Origin of the sequence: Nevskia sp., assembly GCF_023266035.1 — a bacterium.
In the GTDB taxonomy this organism is placed as follows: domain Bacteria; phylum Pseudomonadota; class Gammaproteobacteria; order Nevskiales; family Nevskiaceae; genus Nevskia.
Genome location: NZ_JAHFRY010000038.1, coordinates 1 through 14,833, shown reverse-complemented (window position 1 = coordinate 14,833; position 14,833 = coordinate 1). Strand labels below are relative to the sequence as shown.

Annotated in this window: 16 protein-coding genes and 1 pseudogene; 13 read left to right on the top strand and 4 right to left on the bottom strand. The window is 65.7% G+C overall.

Going from position 1 to position 14,833, the window contains the following annotated elements:
* Positions 1–33 precede the first annotated feature (33 nt).
* The 4 genes from Q0D45_RS07800 to Q0D45_RS07785 form a co-directional block, all read right to left on the bottom strand.
* Positions 34–735 (bottom strand): class I SAM-dependent methyltransferase, encoded by a 702-nt coding sequence (locus Q0D45_RS07800; protein WP_366946383.1) that lies wholly within the window; start codon positions 733–735, stop codon positions 34–36.
* A gap of 66 nt (positions 736–801) precedes the next feature.
* Positions 802–1,722 carry a hypothetical protein gene (locus Q0D45_RS07795; RefSeq protein WP_293390862.1) on the bottom strand — a complete coding sequence of 307 codons (921 nt, stop codon included), beginning with the start codon at positions 1,720–1,722 and terminating at the stop codon, positions 802–804.
* Entirely contained in the window at positions 1,719–2,963 is a 1,245-nt protein-coding gene (locus Q0D45_RS07790; protein ID WP_293390859.1) for an NAD(P)/FAD-dependent oxidoreductase, read from the bottom strand. The genes Q0D45_RS07795 and Q0D45_RS07790 overlap by 4 nt, the downstream gene beginning before the upstream one ends.
* 31 nt (positions 2,964–2,994) lie before the next feature.
* The gene (locus Q0D45_RS07785) at positions 2,995–3,918 is read right to left on the bottom strand and encodes a 1-acyl-sn-glycerol-3-phosphate acyltransferase (RefSeq protein WP_293390856.1); all 924 of its coding nucleotides are present in this window, start codon (positions 3,916–3,918) and stop codon (positions 2,995–2,997) included.
* An 89-nt stretch (positions 3,919–4,007) separates the two neighbouring features.
* On the opposite strand from Q0D45_RS07785, the gene Q0D45_RS07780 reads away from it, so the two are divergent.
* From Q0D45_RS07780 to Q0D45_RS07720, 13 genes and pseudogenes are all read left to right on the top strand, one after another.
* On the top strand, positions 4,008–4,283 hold the full coding sequence (locus tag Q0D45_RS07780) for a phosphopantetheine-binding protein (protein ID WP_366946382.1): 276 nt from the start codon (positions 4,008–4,010) through the stop codon (positions 4,281–4,283).
* Between the two features lie 14 nt (positions 4,284–4,297).
* Entirely contained in the window at positions 4,298–4,900 is a 603-nt protein-coding gene (locus Q0D45_RS07775; protein WP_293390850.1) for a hypothetical protein, read from the top strand.
* Positions 4,897–6,126, top strand: coding sequence for an AMP-binding protein (locus tag Q0D45_RS07770; RefSeq protein WP_293390847.1), 1,230 nt, complete (start codon positions 4,897–4,899; stop codon positions 6,124–6,126). The genes Q0D45_RS07775 and Q0D45_RS07770 overlap by 4 nt, the downstream gene beginning before the upstream one ends.
* Entirely contained in the window at positions 6,126–6,425 is a 300-nt protein-coding gene (locus Q0D45_RS07765) for a hypothetical protein (protein ID WP_293390845.1), read from the top strand. Before Q0D45_RS07770 ends, Q0D45_RS07765 begins: the two co-directional genes overlap by 1 nt.
* A complete protein-coding gene (locus Q0D45_RS07760; protein ID WP_293390842.1) occupies positions 6,422–7,600 on the top strand; it encodes a beta-ketoacyl-[acyl-carrier-protein] synthase family protein in 1,179 nt (392 codons plus the stop codon). Before Q0D45_RS07765 ends, Q0D45_RS07760 begins: the two co-directional genes overlap by 4 nt.
* Positions 7,597–8,385 (top strand): beta-ketoacyl synthase chain length factor, encoded by a 789-nt coding sequence (locus Q0D45_RS07755; RefSeq protein WP_293390839.1) that lies wholly within the window; start codon positions 7,597–7,599, stop codon positions 8,383–8,385. The genes Q0D45_RS07760 and Q0D45_RS07755 overlap by 4 nt, the downstream gene beginning before the upstream one ends.
* Positions 8,379–8,804, top strand: coding sequence for a hypothetical protein (locus Q0D45_RS07750; protein ID WP_293390836.1), 426 nt, complete (start codon positions 8,379–8,381; stop codon positions 8,802–8,804). Before Q0D45_RS07755 ends, Q0D45_RS07750 begins: the two co-directional genes overlap by 7 nt.
* A gap of 128 nt (positions 8,805–8,932) precedes the next feature.
* Entirely contained in the window at positions 8,933–10,006 is a 1,074-nt protein-coding gene (serC, locus tag Q0D45_RS07745; protein ID WP_293390834.1) for a 3-phosphoserine/phosphohydroxythreonine transaminase, read from the top strand.
* A gap of 129 nt (positions 10,007–10,135) precedes the next feature.
* Complete coding sequence (locus Q0D45_RS07740) at positions 10,136–11,317, top strand: phosphoglycerate dehydrogenase (protein ID WP_293390831.1); 1,182 nt, start codon at positions 10,136–10,138, stop codon at positions 11,315–11,317.
* On the top strand, positions 11,314–12,411 hold the full coding sequence (gene pheA / locus Q0D45_RS07735) for a prephenate dehydratase (protein WP_293390828.1): 1,098 nt from the start codon (positions 11,314–11,316) through the stop codon (positions 12,409–12,411). Before Q0D45_RS07740 ends, pheA begins: the two co-directional genes overlap by 4 nt.
* Positions 12,412–12,432: 21 nt before the next feature.
* Complete coding sequence (hisC, locus tag Q0D45_RS07730; protein WP_293390826.1) at positions 12,433–13,572, top strand: histidinol-phosphate transaminase; 1,140 nt, start codon at positions 12,433–12,435, stop codon at positions 13,570–13,572.
* Positions 13,569–14,450 (top strand): prephenate dehydrogenase/arogenate dehydrogenase family protein, encoded by an 882-nt coding sequence (locus tag Q0D45_RS07725; protein ID WP_293390824.1) that lies wholly within the window; start codon positions 13,569–13,571, stop codon positions 14,448–14,450. Before hisC ends, Q0D45_RS07725 begins: the two co-directional genes overlap by 4 nt.
* 18 nt (positions 14,451–14,468) lie before the next feature.
* Positions 14,469–14,833, top strand: a pseudogene (locus tag Q0D45_RS07720) (3-phosphoshikimate 1-carboxyvinyltransferase); the annotation flags it as partial.

The following is a 14,833-nucleotide window of genomic DNA, read 5'->3' as shown; positions in this document are numbered from 1 at the left end:
CGTGATGTCTATCGCAGATGCTGTCGCCCAGCGTCAGCGGCGCAGGCCGACGACGTTGATCAGCGTTTCCTCGCGAGTCGCGGACGGTTTACGGCCGAACAGGCGCTCGACGATGCCGAGGTCCGGGCGGCTCCACCACAGGAACGGGTAGGACACGGCGGATGGTGCGACCTCGAAGCCGCTGTCGCGGATCATCGCGAGGTACTCCGGGGCTGTGCGCTGCACGTCCATCGGGTGACGGAACAGCAGGCGGATGATCCAGGAATGGATGTAGCGGCGGGTCGATTCCGAGAACAGCAACACGCCGCCCGGCTTCAGCACGCGATGGAACTCGGCCAGCGCTTCGTGCTGATGCACCAGGTGATGGAAGGTCTGGTGGCAGAGCAGCAGGTCGGCCGACTGATCCGGCAACGGCAGACGTCGGTCGTTGCCGAGCAGCAGTTCGACGTCGAGGCCGGCACGCATCGCCGTTTCCACCGAGGCTGCAAGCATTTCCGGCGCGACATCAACGCCGATCAGCCGTTCCGGCGCGAAACGCTGCTGCAGACGCTGGAACGAATGGCCCCAGCCGCAGCCGACATCGACCACCACTGGATAGCTCGTACGGCGCGCCGGGATCAGGGTTTCGAGGTTGTCCAGCGCGCGCTCGAGGACATGCTGGATCCAGGTTTCGGTGCCGAGGAACCAGACGCCGAAGCGCGATTCGGGCACGTGGCTGGCGAGTGCCGGGTTCATGGTGCTGTCGATGGATGGCACGTCGGAATCTCGCGATGGCGGCGCGTCACTGCGCATGGCGGCAGTCTAAGGTGGGTCATGGGTGTCGCTCCAGTAGTCGTAGAAGTTGAACCAGTTGTAGGGCGCGGACCGCGCCTGCTGTTCAAGCAGGCCGGCATAGCGCTGTGCACAGGCTTGCAGCGCGGCGTCGCGGTCGACACGCGGCAGGTCGATAGACGCTTCCAGCAATTCGAAATGTGCGTCGTAGATCCGGCCGCCGCGATGAACGCCGAACGCAGCGACCACCGGCAGTTTCAGCGCACTGGCCAGCACCCAGGGGCTGGTTGGCAAGCATGTCTTGCCGCCCAGGAACGTGACGCCGACCGAGGGCTCGTCGCCGCGCACCCGGTCTGCCATGACGCCCAGGCTGTAGCCGGCGCGGATCGCATCGCGCAGTGCCAGCACCAGTGTCGGGCCGCGCTCGGAGGCGTCGATGATGCTGGCGGCGAAGCCGGGGTCGAGCCGCTCAATCAGGCTGGTGACCATGCGGCCGTGCTGGCGATCGAGCAGGATCTTCAGCGGCAGTTGATGCAGTTCCGAGCCGATCACCCGTAAGGCTTCAAAACTGCCGAGATGCGACACCAACACCAGCGCCGGCTCGCGGCGCTCGAACAACGCCAGCACGGCATCCGAGCGATGGATGTTCAGCTTGAGCTGGCGGCCGTTGTCGCCGGTCAGCAGCAGGCGGTCCAGCGAACAGGCGGCGAAGGTGAAGAAATGCCGGGCGAGGTCGGTAAGCCGGGGCTCACGGCTGAGCGCGCGGCGCAGGTACTCGCGTGATGCACGACGTGCGCTGCCGGCGGCGATCAGGAACCAGACGACCGTTGGCCACAGCAGCAGTCGCGCCGGTGCCCGGCCGAGCCGGCGCACTACCCAGGCCAGCAGGCCGACCCAGAACACCGTGCTGCGCTCGCGCTGGGACTCCCAGCCGGCGCCATCGGCACTCACGCCAGCAGGGCGTCCGCGTCGATCGGACGGCAGTGCTGGGCCAAGGTCCGCAGGCGCAGGCTGCCGGCCTTGCCGACGTAGGGGTTGTCGGTATCCCAAGCGTAGCCAGCGAGGATCGAGCAGAGGTAGCGACGGATGCGCGGGTCCTGGGCTTCGTGGAAAAAGATGTCCTGCAAGCCGCCCTGATACCAGCTTTCGACGAAGTTGCGGAAGGTGTCGACGCCGAGCCTGAGCGGCTGCTCGAAGTCCGCTGCCCAGTCCACGGTTTCGCCTCTGAGCTGCCGGCCCAGTGCCGCACTCGCCAGATGCGCAGACTTCATCGCGATGGTGACGCCGGAGGAGAACACCGGATCGAGGAATTCCGCTGCATTGCCGAGCAGTGCGAAGCCGGGGCCGGACATCTGGGTGACGTTCGCTGCGTAACCACGCAGCTCGCCGACCGGCAGCGCCGGCTGGGCCTGCTTGAGCAGTTCGCGCAGGCCTGGGTCTTCGTTGATCAGCGCCCACAGCCGCTGTTCGTTGCTGCCGGGATAGCTTTGCAGGACGGCATCGTCGGCGACCACGCCGATCGAAGCCTTGCCGTTGGAGAATGGAATCAGCCAGAACCAGATGCCGCGATTGACCGGATGCACGGTGACGTGGATCTTCTGGCGATCGAAGGCACCGGATGCAATGCCATCGAACACCTGGGTGAACAGCGCGGCGCGCATCGGGAACGCCGACGGCACTTCGAGCTTCAGCAGCTTCGGCAACACCCGGCCAAAGCCGCTGGCATCGAGCACGAAGCGCGGCTGCAGGTCTTCGATGGAGCCATCGACATTGCGGGCGCTGAGCTTCGGGCGCTCGCCGGAGATGTCAGCGGCGACGATCTCGACCTGATAGCGCACCGTCGCGCCCATTCGCTCGGCCTCGTCGATCAGCAGCTTGTCGAATTCGCCGCGCGGCACCTGGTAGGTGTAGCCGGGACCAGGTGTGCTCTTGTCGGCGAAGTTGTAGTTCGAGCGTCCCTCGCGATAGCGGAACGCGGCACCATTCTTGTACTGGAAGCCGGCCATCTGCACGGCCGGCAGCAGACCGGCGCGGTCGATCAGGTCCAGGCTCTGCGCCAGCAGGCTTTCGCCAACCGAGAAGCGCGGGAAGGTCTGCCGTTCCAGCACAGTCACCTTGAATCCCTGCTGGACCAGCAGGGCTGCTGCCAGCGAGCCTGCCGGGCCGGCTCCGATGATCGCCACGTCGGTCACGGTCGCATCCTCAATGAAATGGGTAAACGCATCATCGCCCAGCCGACGCCGTTTCGACATCCGGCAGCGGCGGCGCGGCCCATTGCCTTGTGAACCACTGCTCCCAGTGCCGCGACAGCCGCCGCGCGGCGATCGCCATACTCGGCGCCTCGGCCAGCCAGGGTGCCGCGCTGTACGGCTCGCCAACGACGATCGTGTACTGCACGCGGCGCGCCGGCACCCGGTACCAGGCCTGGCGCTTGGTCAGCGTGACCGGCTCGCAGCGAATGCTGACCGGCAGGATCTCCGCGACCGATTCCAAAGCGATGCGCGCGGCTGCATGCGGAATGCGGATCGGCTCGCCGGGCACGGTGCGTGTGCCTTCGGGGAAGATCAGCAGCGAACGGCCGGCCTTGAGGCTGGCCGAGCAGTCAGTCACCAGTTGGGTCGGCGTTGAATTGCTGATGTAGCCGGCCCAGGTCACGGCCTTGCGGGTGAACGGATTGCGGAACAGCGCCTGCTTGACGATGCAGTCGCTCTCCGGGATGTAGCCGAGCAGCAGTACCACGTCGATCAGGCTCGGATGGTTGGCGATGATCAGCAACTGGCCTCGCCTCTTCAGCTTGTCGGCACCCTGGATGTCCCAGCGAATCAAGCCGAGCAGGCGCATGGCATGGGAAAAGGCACCGAACCAGCGCGACACGATCCACTGCACTCGCCGTCGCAGCTTGGCCGGATCGCCTGCGCCAATCCGTGCCAGTGGCAGCACCAGTGGCGCGAATACCAGACCGGCCAGGCCGAACAGCGCGAACGCGATGCCCGTGCGTAGCTGACGCCAGCGGTAGCGAATCCAGGCGGGCAGGCCGGTCGGTCGGTAGAGGTGATCGGGGACCAAGGTCAGACGGATCGCAGTTCGCGGGGCCGTCAGTGTAATCGGCGGCTTGTTGCCGCCGTCATCGGCGTCGTCGACCTTCATGCAAGAATATTCAGGTCGAGGGACTCCCGGACTACCGTCCGCAGGTCGCGTCCCATTCATCCAATTGAGGCAGCTAATAAATGACGGTAATGACGGCCCAGACTGCCGCCGAACGCGAGATGGCCGAACTACTGATCGGCGCGCTGAACATGACGCATCTGAAGGCTGATCGGGTCGATCCGACCGCGCCCTTGTTCAGCAATACCGGCGGCGGCTGGGGCCTGGATTCGATCGACGCGCTGGAAATCGCGCTCGCCGTGCAGCAGCAATACGGCGTCGAACTGCGTTCCGAGGACGAGCAGGTCAAGCCGGCGTTTGCGTCGCTGCGCACCTTGACCGAACTGATCGTCAGCCGCTGCGCTTAGCCCACTCATCGACGATGAAGTGGCTCTCGGTGCTGCTGGTCGCCGCCTATCCGCTGCTGGCGCATCTGGCGGTCTGGCTGCATGCGCCGCGACTGGTCTGGCTGGCGCTGCTGTCCTTGTCCACGGTGCCGCTGGTGCCGGGGCTGGTTGCCGGTCGCTGGCAGGCCTGGCTGCTGCTGCCGCTGATCGCCGCCGGCCTGTATCTGCTGACGGCGGCCGGTGCCGGCCAGTACGCGCTGTATCTGTCATCGCTGATCATTCCGATCTTGTTGATGGGGGTGTTCGGCAGCAGTCTGCGGGTGGGCCAGACGCCGATGATTACTCGCATGGCCCAGCAGTCGCCGGACCCGATGACGCCGGAAATCGCTCGCTACACGCGCCGCTGGACCGAGATCTGGACCGCCTCGTTCGGGCTGATGGCGCTCAGCGCTGCCGTGCTGATCGCGCTTGGCAAGATCGAGTTGTGGTCGCTGATGACCAACCTCGTCAACTACCTGCTGCTCGCGGCCCTGTTCGCCATCGAGTACGGCTACCGCCGCTGGCGCTACCCGGAACGCCAGCGCACCGGCTTCATCCGCTATCTGCGCAACGTCGCGCAGTTCGACATCCGCGCATGAGCGGTCCGGTCGAGATCATCGTCTGGCGGGGCGGACAGTCGGTGTCGCGTTCGCAGTTCGATGCGGAAGCCCGACAACTCGCCGGCGCGCTGCCGAAGGATCGCGCGCTGCTGAACCTCTGCCAGGACCGCTACCGCTTCCTGCTGGCACTGGCGGCTGCCGGCATGGTCGGCGCGCGCAGCCTGCTGCCGACGAACAGCGACGCCATCACGGACGATCAGGCTGCATTCCGGCTCGACGATGCCGGCGTGGACGCGCTGCGCGCTGCGGCGATTGGCGTTCCACGCGCCGCCCAGCCGGCAGTGACCGTCTACACCTCGGGCAGCAGTGGCCAGCCGCAGGCACACCCGAAAAGCTGGCCGATGCTGATTGAACCGGCGCGGCGCGCGGCTGCACGGTTGTTTGACGGCACGCGGCCCAACATCGTCGCGACGGTGCCGTCGCAGCACATGTACGGCCTTGAAACCACCGCGATCTGGGCGCTGGCCGGGCTGGCTGCGATCCACGATGGCCGGCCGTTCTACCCGCAGGACATCGCCGCCGCGCTGGCCGAAATCCCCCTGCCGCGCCTGCTGGTGACGGTGCCGTTGCACCTGCGCGCGCTGGTCGCGGCCGGCATCGTGCTGCCGACGCTGCACGGCATCGTCTGCGCTACAGCGCCACTTTCAGACACGCTGGCAGCGGAAGCGGAAGCACAGTTCGGCTGCCCGGTGCGCGAAATCTACGGCTGCACCGAAGCCGCGAGTGTCGCCACCCGGCGCACCACCGGCGGCCCGGCCTGGCAACTGCACGCCGATACGCGACTCGACATCACGACCAGCCCAGCCAGGCTGGTTGCGCCCTGGCTGCCGGAACCCGTTCCGCTGCACGACCAATTCGCCTTGCAGGACGACGGTTGCTTCAGCTTGCTCGGCCGCAGCGGTGATCTGCTGAAAGTCGGCGGCAAGCGCACGTCGCTGGCCGAGCTGACCCAGACCTTGCTGGCGCTGCCCGGCGTCGTCGATGCTGTGGTGTTCATGCCGGACGACGATGTCGCCGCGCGCCCAGCCGCGCTGGTCGTCGCCCCCGGTCTGAGCACAGCACAGATCCGCGACCAGCTCGCCAGCCGGATCGACGCCCTGTTCCTGCCGCGGCCGCTGCATCGGGTCGATCGTCTGCCCAGATCCGACAGCGGCAAGCTGCCTTTGCGTGACTTGCGGCTACTGCTGGTGCAGGCCTCGTCGTGATGCGCGTGCCGGATGTGATATCCGCCGAGCATCCGGCATTGCCCGGTCATTTCCCCGGCCGGCCGATCGTGCCCGGCGTGCTGCTGCTCGATCGCGTCGTCGCGGCGGTACTGGCCGACGCGCCGGGCTGCGTGCTCGTCGGCTTCCCGGCGGCGAAATTCCTGCGTCCGCTGGCCGGCGACGAAGCTTTCGAGATCTTCTGGCAGCGCGAGGGCGAGCTAGCCGCGTTCCGCTGCCTGATCGGCGATACGCTGGTCGCCGAAGGTCGGCTGCAATTGCGCGCGATCGCCCCAACATGACGCCGCTGGCGATTCCCGCGTTCACGGTAACGACTGCGCTTGGCCGTGGCCTCGGCGCACAGCTTGGTGCCTTGCATCGTGGCCGCAGTGGCCTGCGCGCTGCGCCGTTTGAAGGCTGCGGACTGCCCGGCTGGACCGGCGTTGTCGACGGCCTCGACCAGCCGCTGTCGGCACCTTGGCAGGACTGGGATTGCCGCAACAACCGGCTCGCCGAACTGGGCTTGCAGCAAGACGGCTTTTTCGAAGCGGCAGTGCGGTTGCGGGAGCGACACGGTGCTGCGCGAGTCGGCTTGTTCATCGGCAGCAGCACCGCCGGGGTACACCAGACCGAGGGCGCGTATCGCGAACGCGGCAGCAGCAGCGGGCCGCTGCCGGCCTGGTTCCGCTATCGCAACACCCAGAATATGTATTCGGTCGCCGACTACCTGCGGCTCAGGCTCGGTCTCGACGGCGTCAGCATGGTCATTTCGACGGCCTGCTCGTCGAGCGCCAAGGTCTTCGCCAGCGCCCAGCGGGCGATCGCCGCCGGTTTCTGTGATGCGGCGATCGTCGGCGGCGTCGACAGCCTGTGCCAGACAACACTTTACGGCTTCAATTCGCTGCAATTGCTGTCGTCCGCGCCTTGCCGGCCGGCTGACATCGCCCGCAACGGCATTTCGATCGGCGAAGCGGCTGGTTTCGCGATCGTCGAGCCAGGTGCCGACGCAGCTTTTGCCTTGCTCGGCTATGGCGAATCCAGCGACGCCTGGCACATGTCGGCCCCAGAGCCGGACGGGCGCGGGGCGTTCGAGGCGATGTCGGCTGCGCTGCAACGTGCATCGCTGATTGCGGCGGCCGTCGACTACATCAACCTGCACGGCACCGCGACACCAGCCAACGACCTTGCCGAATCACGCGCCGTCTGCCGTGTGTTTGGCAGCGCAACGGCTTGCAGTTCGACCAAGGGCTGGACCGGTCACACGCTCGGTGCCGCCGGCATCGTCGAAGCGGTGTTGTCGCTGCTGTGTCTCGAAAACGGCTTGATTCCGCGTTCGCTGAACAGTGTCGAGATCGACCCGGCGATCGAGGCGGACATCATTCTTGAAACCCGCAGGGCACCGATCCGGCACGTGCTGAGCAATTCCTTTGGCTTCGGCGGCAGCAATTGCAGCCTGCTTTTTGGCAGGCAGCCATGAGCCTTTTTGTCGACGCTATTGGCGTGGCGATGCCCGGCCTCGACGGCTGGCCGGCGACGGCAGCCGTGCTGCGCGGCGACGCGTCGTGGATCGCAGCGGCATTGTCGTTGCACGCGCCGAATCTGCTGCCGCCGAACGAACGACGCCGCGCCACGGCGGCCGTGCGGCTGGCGTTCAAGGTCGCCGAGGAAGCGATTGCCGCGAGCATGTTACCGGCATCAGGCATTGCCAGCGTGTTCGCATCCTCCGACGCCGATACCGACGTGATCCACCGCATCTGCACCGCGTTGGCTCGCGACGGCCGCACTGTATCGCCGACCGATTTCCATAATTCGGTGCACAACGCCGCACCCGGCTACTGGAGCATCGCGATCCAAAGCAGGCTGCCGTCGGTCAGTCTGTCGGCCTGGGACGGCGTATTTGCCGCCGGGCTCAATGAGGCGGCCGCGCTGGTGATGGTCGAGCGGCTGCCGGTGCTGCTGGTCTGCTACGACACCACACCGCCGGAGCCCCTGCTGGCGACGCGCGGACTCGCCGCGGCAGGTGGCGTGGCATTTCTGCTGGTACCTGTTCGCTCTGCGGCGACCATCGCGCGCCTGATCGTCACGCCATCCACCCAGTCGGAATCGGTGATCAATGACACTGCGCTCGAAGCCTTGCGGCTAGCCGGGACCGCCACCCGCGCGCTGCCGCTGCTGCAACAACTGGCGGGCCGCGAACCGGGCAGGGTGGTGATCGCCGCAACCGGCAGCCGATGCATCGCGATCGACATCGAACCATGCTGAATCGGGCCGAGATCGCCGCCCTGATTCCGCACGCTGGCCGCATGTGTCTGCTCGACCAGGTGCTGCGCTGGACCCCGGACGAGGGGGTATGCGAGAGCCGTAGCCATCTCGCGGCCGATCACCCGTTGCGCCGCGACGGTCAGTTATCCGCCCTACACCTGATCGAGTACGCCGCGCAGGCCGCAGCCGTGCATGGCGCACTGACTGCAAGTGCGGATGCGCCGCGCCACGCCGGCCTGCTGGCCGCAGTGCGCAGTGTCGAACTGGCCGTGACCCGGCTCGACGATCTGCCGGATGGGCTTCATCTGCACGTTTGGAGGATCGCCGCCAATCCGCAGGGCCGGATTTACCGCTTCGAGGCGCGCGTCGGCGAGTGGCTAATCGGCAGCGGCAGCCTGGTGATCATTGTCGAGCGCTGAGCTTAGGCCGAGTCCTCAGGGCGGGGCCTTTGTCAGTACAATCGCGCGCTGCAAACCGACCACGGGCCCATTTTCACGCTCGACCGGTTGCGGCAAATCGACGACTTCCGACCAAGGCGATCCTTACGATGACGCGTGTTTTCAATTTCAGCGCCGGCCCCGCGACACTTCCCGTTCCGGTGCTCGAACAGGTTCGTGACGAACTGCTCGACTGGCATGGCACCGGCATGTCGGTAATGGAAATGTCCCATCGCGACAAGCCGTTCATGTCGATCGCTGCCGAAGCCGAAGCCGATCTGCGCGAAGTGCTTGGCGTGCCGACGAACTACAAGGTGCTGTTCATGCAGGGCGGGGCGACTGCCCAGTTCGCGGCGGTGCCGCTGAACCTGCTGAACGGCAAGTCGGGCGATTACATCGTCAACGGCGCCTGGGGCGCGAAAGCGGTCAAGGAATGCGCGAAGTACGGCAAGGCCAACACCGCGGCCAAGCCGGACAAGTTCAATCACGTGCCTGCGCGGGACGGTTGGAAGCTCGATCCGAACGCCGCCTACGTGCACTACACGCCGAACGAAACCATCGAAGGCGTGGAATTCCAGACCGTTCCGGACGTGGGCTCGGTGCCGCTGGTGGCCGACTTCTCGTCGAGCTTCCTGTCGCGGCCGCTCGATGTCTCGAAGTTCGGCCTGATCTACGCCGGTGCCCAGAAGAACGCCGGCCCGGCCGGCATCACCTTCGTGATCGTTCGCGATGATCTGCTCGGTACCTGCAATCCGGTGGCGCCGTCGATCTTCGACTACAAGTCGGTCAGCGAGAACGAGTCGATGCTGAACACGCCGGCGACCTTCGCCTGGTACGCGTCCGGCCTGGTGTTCAAGTGGATCAAGTCGGAAGGTGGTCTGGCGGCGATCGGTGAGCGCAACCACCGCAAGTCGTCGCTGCTGTACGACTACATCGACAGCGAGCCGTTCTATGCGAACCCGGTCGCCAAGGCTGATCGTTCGTGGATGAACGTGGTCTGGACCTTGGCCGACGCCAATCTGGATGCCGATTTCCTGAAGGGCGCGGCGAAGGCTGGCCTGCCGGGTCTGAAGGGCCATCGCGCCGTTGGCGGCATGCGCGCATCGATCTACAACGCGATGCCGGAAGCCGGTTGCGCGGTGCTGGTCGACTACATGAAGGAATTCGTGCGGACTAAGGGGTAAAGCCTGCGGCTTTGCGAGCATTGCTCGCAGCAGGCTGAACGCCCGGCCATGGATGGCCGGGCCGGCGCCAGATGAGGAATGGACCCTGAGCCATGGATGGCGTGTCGACGCGAACCGGATCAAATAAAAATGTTCAAGATCAAGACGCTGAACAATATTTCCGTGCTCGGCCTCGAGCGCCTGCCGCGTGCGCGCTATGAAGTCGCCTCGGATATCGCAGCGCCCGACGCGTTGCTGCTGCGCTCGGCGGATCTGCACAAGGTCGAGATCCCGGCCAGCGTCAAGGCGATCGCCCGCGCCGGTGCCGGCACCAACAACATCCCGGTTGCCGCGATGAGCAAGCGTGGCGTGCCGGTGTTCAATGCGCCGGGTGCCAACGCCAACGCAGTCAAGGAACTGGTGCTGGCCTCGATGCTGCTCGCCGCCCGCAACATCGCGCCGGCGATTGCGTTCGTGCAAGGGCTGAGCGGCACCGATGAGGAACTGCACAAGCTCGTCGAGAACGGCAAGAAGCACTTTGTCGGCATGGAATTGCCGGGCCGCAGCCTGGGCGTGATCGGCCTCGGCGCGATCGGTGTGAAGGTCGCCAACGCGGCACTCGATCTCGGCATGAAGGTCTATGGCTTCGATCCGGCGATGACCGTGCAGAACGCCTGGCAGCTGAATTCCGGCGTGATTCAGGCGCTGTCGGTGGACGATCTGGTGTCGAAATCGCAGTTCATCTCGGTGCATGTGCCGCTGCTCGACGCGACACGTGGCCTGATCAATGTCGAACGCATCGAGCTGATGCAGAAGCCGGGTGTGGTGCTGAACTTCGCGCGCGCCGAAATCGTCGACGAGGATGCGGTGCTCGCCGGCCTCAAGAGCGGTGCGCTGCAGGCCTATGCCTGCGATTTCCCGAGCAACAAGCTGGCTGGCAACCCGAAAGTCATTGCCACGCCGCACCTCGGTGCCTCGACCGGCGAAGCCGAAGACAATTGCGCGATCATGGTCGCCGACCAGCTGCGCGAGTTCCTGGAAACCGGCAACGTCCGCAACTCGGTGAACTTCCCGGAGGCGGTGATGCCGCTGCTGCCCGGCAAGCAGCGCCTGACCATCGTCAACGCCAATGTGCCGAACATGGTCGGCCAGATCACCACGGCGCTGGCCAAGCACGAGATCAACATCAACGATCTGCTCAACAAGTCGCGCGGCGAGATCGCCTATACCCTCGTCGATGTCGATCAGGCGTTGCCGGACGAGATGGTCGACGAACTGGCGGCGATTCCCGGCGTGCTGGCGACCCGCGTGATCGGAGGTTGTGTCCGATGAAGCTGAACACTCTGCCCGAGGCTCGCGCCGCGATCGATGCGATCGACGCCGAGCTGCAGACGCTGATCGCCCGCCGCGCCCGCGTCGCGGAAGCGGTGCGCGAGATCAAGGTGGCAGCCGGCGCGACCGGCGACCACTACCGCCCGGCGCGCGAAGCCGAGGTGCTGAAGAAGGCGATGGAGCGCAATCGCGAACTCGGTGGCCCGCTGCCCGATGAAGTGATGGCCAAGCTGATGCGCGAAATCATGTCGGCCTGCCTGGCACTGGAATCGCCGCTGTCGGTCGCTTATCTCGGACCGGAAGGCACTTACACGCAGGCTGCGGTCTACAAGCAGTTCGGTGCTCAGGTGGCTGCGCGGGCGGTGGCGACCATCGATGACATCTTCCGTGATGTCGAATCCGGAGCTGCCGCTTACGGCGTGGTGCCGATCGAGAACTCGACCGAAGGCGTGGTGAACTCGACACTCGATCTGCTGGCGACCACGCCGCTGTCGATCTGCGGCGAAGTCTGGCTGCCGGTGCATCACCAGCTGCTGTCGCCGCACACCGATCTGGCCGACGTGAAGGTCGTTTACGCGCATCCGCAGTCGCTGGCGCAATGTCGCCGCTGGCTGGACGCGAGGCTGCCGGGTGTGTCGCGCGAAACCGTGGTCAGCAATGGTGCCGCGGCCAAGCAGGTGTCCGAAACCGGGCAGGGCGCGGCGATCGCCAGTGCTGCTGCCGGCGAGCGTTACAAGCTGCATGCGCTGGCCGCGAACATCGAAGACGATCCCAACAACACGACGCGCTTCCTGGTGATCGGCCGGCAGCAGCCGGAAGTGACCGGGGCGGATCGCACTTCGCTGGTCTGCTCGGCACCGAGCGGCGGCGAAGCGGGGGCCTTGTTCCGTTTGCTGGAACCGTTCGCGAAAGCCGGCATCAATCTGTCGAAGATCGAGTCTCGGCCTAGCCGTCGCGGTATCTGGGACTACAATTTTTTCCTCGATATCGAAGGCCATCGCGGCGAAGCCATCGTCGCCGAGGCGCTCGAAGCCGTGCAGAAGCGCGCGGCGTTCTTCCGGGTGCTCGGCTCTTACCCTCGTGCCGTTGTCTGACCACCGATTTCCGAATCTGTCATGACCAAGATTGAACAGCCTTTTCTGAAGAACGCGCTCGCCGGCGTCATGGCGCTGGAGCCGTATTCGCCCGGCATGCCGATCGACGAGCTGCAGCGCCGTCTCGGCCTGTCCGACGTCATCAAGCTGGCCTCGAACGAGAATCCGCTGGGCCCGAGCCCGAAGGTCAAGGCTGCGCTGGCCGAGCACGCGGCGAGTGGCAATGTCTCGCTGTATCCGGACGGCGGCGGCTTTCGTCTGAAGAAGAAGATCGCCGAATTCCACAGCATCGAAGCGGAGCGGATCACGCTCGGCAACGGCTCCAACGATCTGCTCGAGTTCATTGCCCGCGTGTTTCTCGGCCCGGGCCGCAAGGCGCTGTTCTCGGAGTACTGTTTCGCGGTCTATCCGCTGGCGACACTGGCGCAGAACGCTGAAGCGATCGTCGCCAAGGCGCTGCCGCCGGATCACCCGACGATGCCCTACGGCCACGATCTCGATGCGCTGGCCGCAGCACTGACGCCGGACGTCAGCGTGGTGATGATCGCCAACCCGAACAACCCGACCGGTACTTGGGTCGAGGCCGCGCCGCTCGAAGCCTTCATCGCTCAAGTACCGGCAGCGACGCTGGTCGTGCTCGACGAGGCCTACATCGAATACTTCGAACCGGGCCTGAAGCCGGATAGTCGCGCCTGGCTCGACCGCTATCCGAACCTGGTCATCACTCGCACGTTCTCGAAGACCTATGGGCTGGCGGGCCTGCGCGCGGGTTACGCGCTGTCGCATCCGAGCGTGGCTGATCTGCTGAACCGGGTCCGTCAGCCGTTCAACCTGAACATGCTGGCCTTGCTGGCGGCGGAAGTGGCGCTCGGCGATCAGGCGCATGTTGCAAAAGCCGTCGAGCTGAATCGCAGCGAGATGGCCCGGCTGAAGGTCGAATTCGAGACGCTGGGTCTGAAGACCCTGCCGTCGCAGGCGAACTTCCTGACCTTCGATCTGGGCCGCGAAGCAGCGCCGATCCACAAGGGCTTGCTGGAGCGTGGCGTGATCGTGCGGCCGATGGCCTCGTACCAGATGCCGACCTATCTGAGAGTCAGCATCGGCACCAGCGCCGAGAACACGCGCTTCCTCGCGGCGCTGAAGGAAGTGCTGGCGGCGTGAGCGGCGTTGCGCCGATCCGCCTGGCGATCGTCGGGCTGGGGCTGATCGGCGGCTCGCTGGCGCGTGCGCTGCGCGAAGCAGGTGCGGTGTCGAACATCGCCGGCTTCGATCGTGATCCGGAGCAGATCCGCATTGCGCTGGAACTCGGCGTCATCGATCGCGCCGCGACCGATGCCGCCGATGCCGTGCGCGGTGCCGATGTCGCCGTGATCGCAGTGCCGGTGCTGGCGACAGCTGCAGCTGTTGCCGCCTGCAAGCCGGGACTGGGGCCGGACACGATCCTGACTGACGTGGGCAGCACCAAGCAGTCGGTGCTCGATGCAGTGATCTCGGTGTTCGGCGACATCCCGCCGCGCTTCGTCGCCGCCCATCCGATCGCCGGCACCGAGAAGAGCGGTGTCGCCCATGCGAAGGCCGATCTGTTCCGCAAGCATCGCTTGATCCTGACGCCGCATCCGGCGCAGGACGCGCAGGCACTGGCGACCGTTGAAGCCTTGTGGACGGCGGTTGGCGCGCGCGTGGTGAAGATGGATGCGACCCGCCATGACGCGATCTTTGCCGCGACTTCGCATCTGCCGCATCTGCTCGCCTACAGCTTCGTCGACATGCTCGATCAGCTCGACGGCGCCGATGCCGACATCTTCCCGAACGCTGGCGGCGGCTTTCGCGATTTCACCCGCATCGCTTCATCAAGCCCGCGCATGTGGCATGACATCCTGCGCGCCAATGCCGGCCCGGTCGCCAAACTGCTGCGCAAGCAGATCGACGAACTGAACGGCCTGCTGCAGATGATCGAAACTGGCGACTGGGATGCGATGCGTACTGTTTTCGAGCGCGCCCGCGCGGCCCGTGAACGACACCTGACAAGAATTGAATAGAAACCCGAATAGAGACTTATGAGCACTGATGGCCCCGGTTTGACCTATGTCGTGCAGCCAGGCGGGCAGTTGTCCGGGTCTTTGCGCGTGCCCGGCGACAAGTCGATCTCGCATCGCGCGGTGATGTTCGGCTCGCTGGCCGAAGGCGTGTCGGAAGTCACTGGCTTCCTGACCGGCGAAGACTGCCTGTGCACGATGAAAGCCTTCCAGGCGATGGGCGTGCAGATCGAGCAGCTCGGACCGACGCATCTGCGCATGCATGGCGTTGGCCTGCATGGTCTGAAGGCACCGGCGGGTCCGCTGGATCTCGGCAACTCCGGCACGTCGATGCGGCTGATGTCCGGCTTGATGGCGGCGCAGGCGTTCGAGACCACCCTGATCGG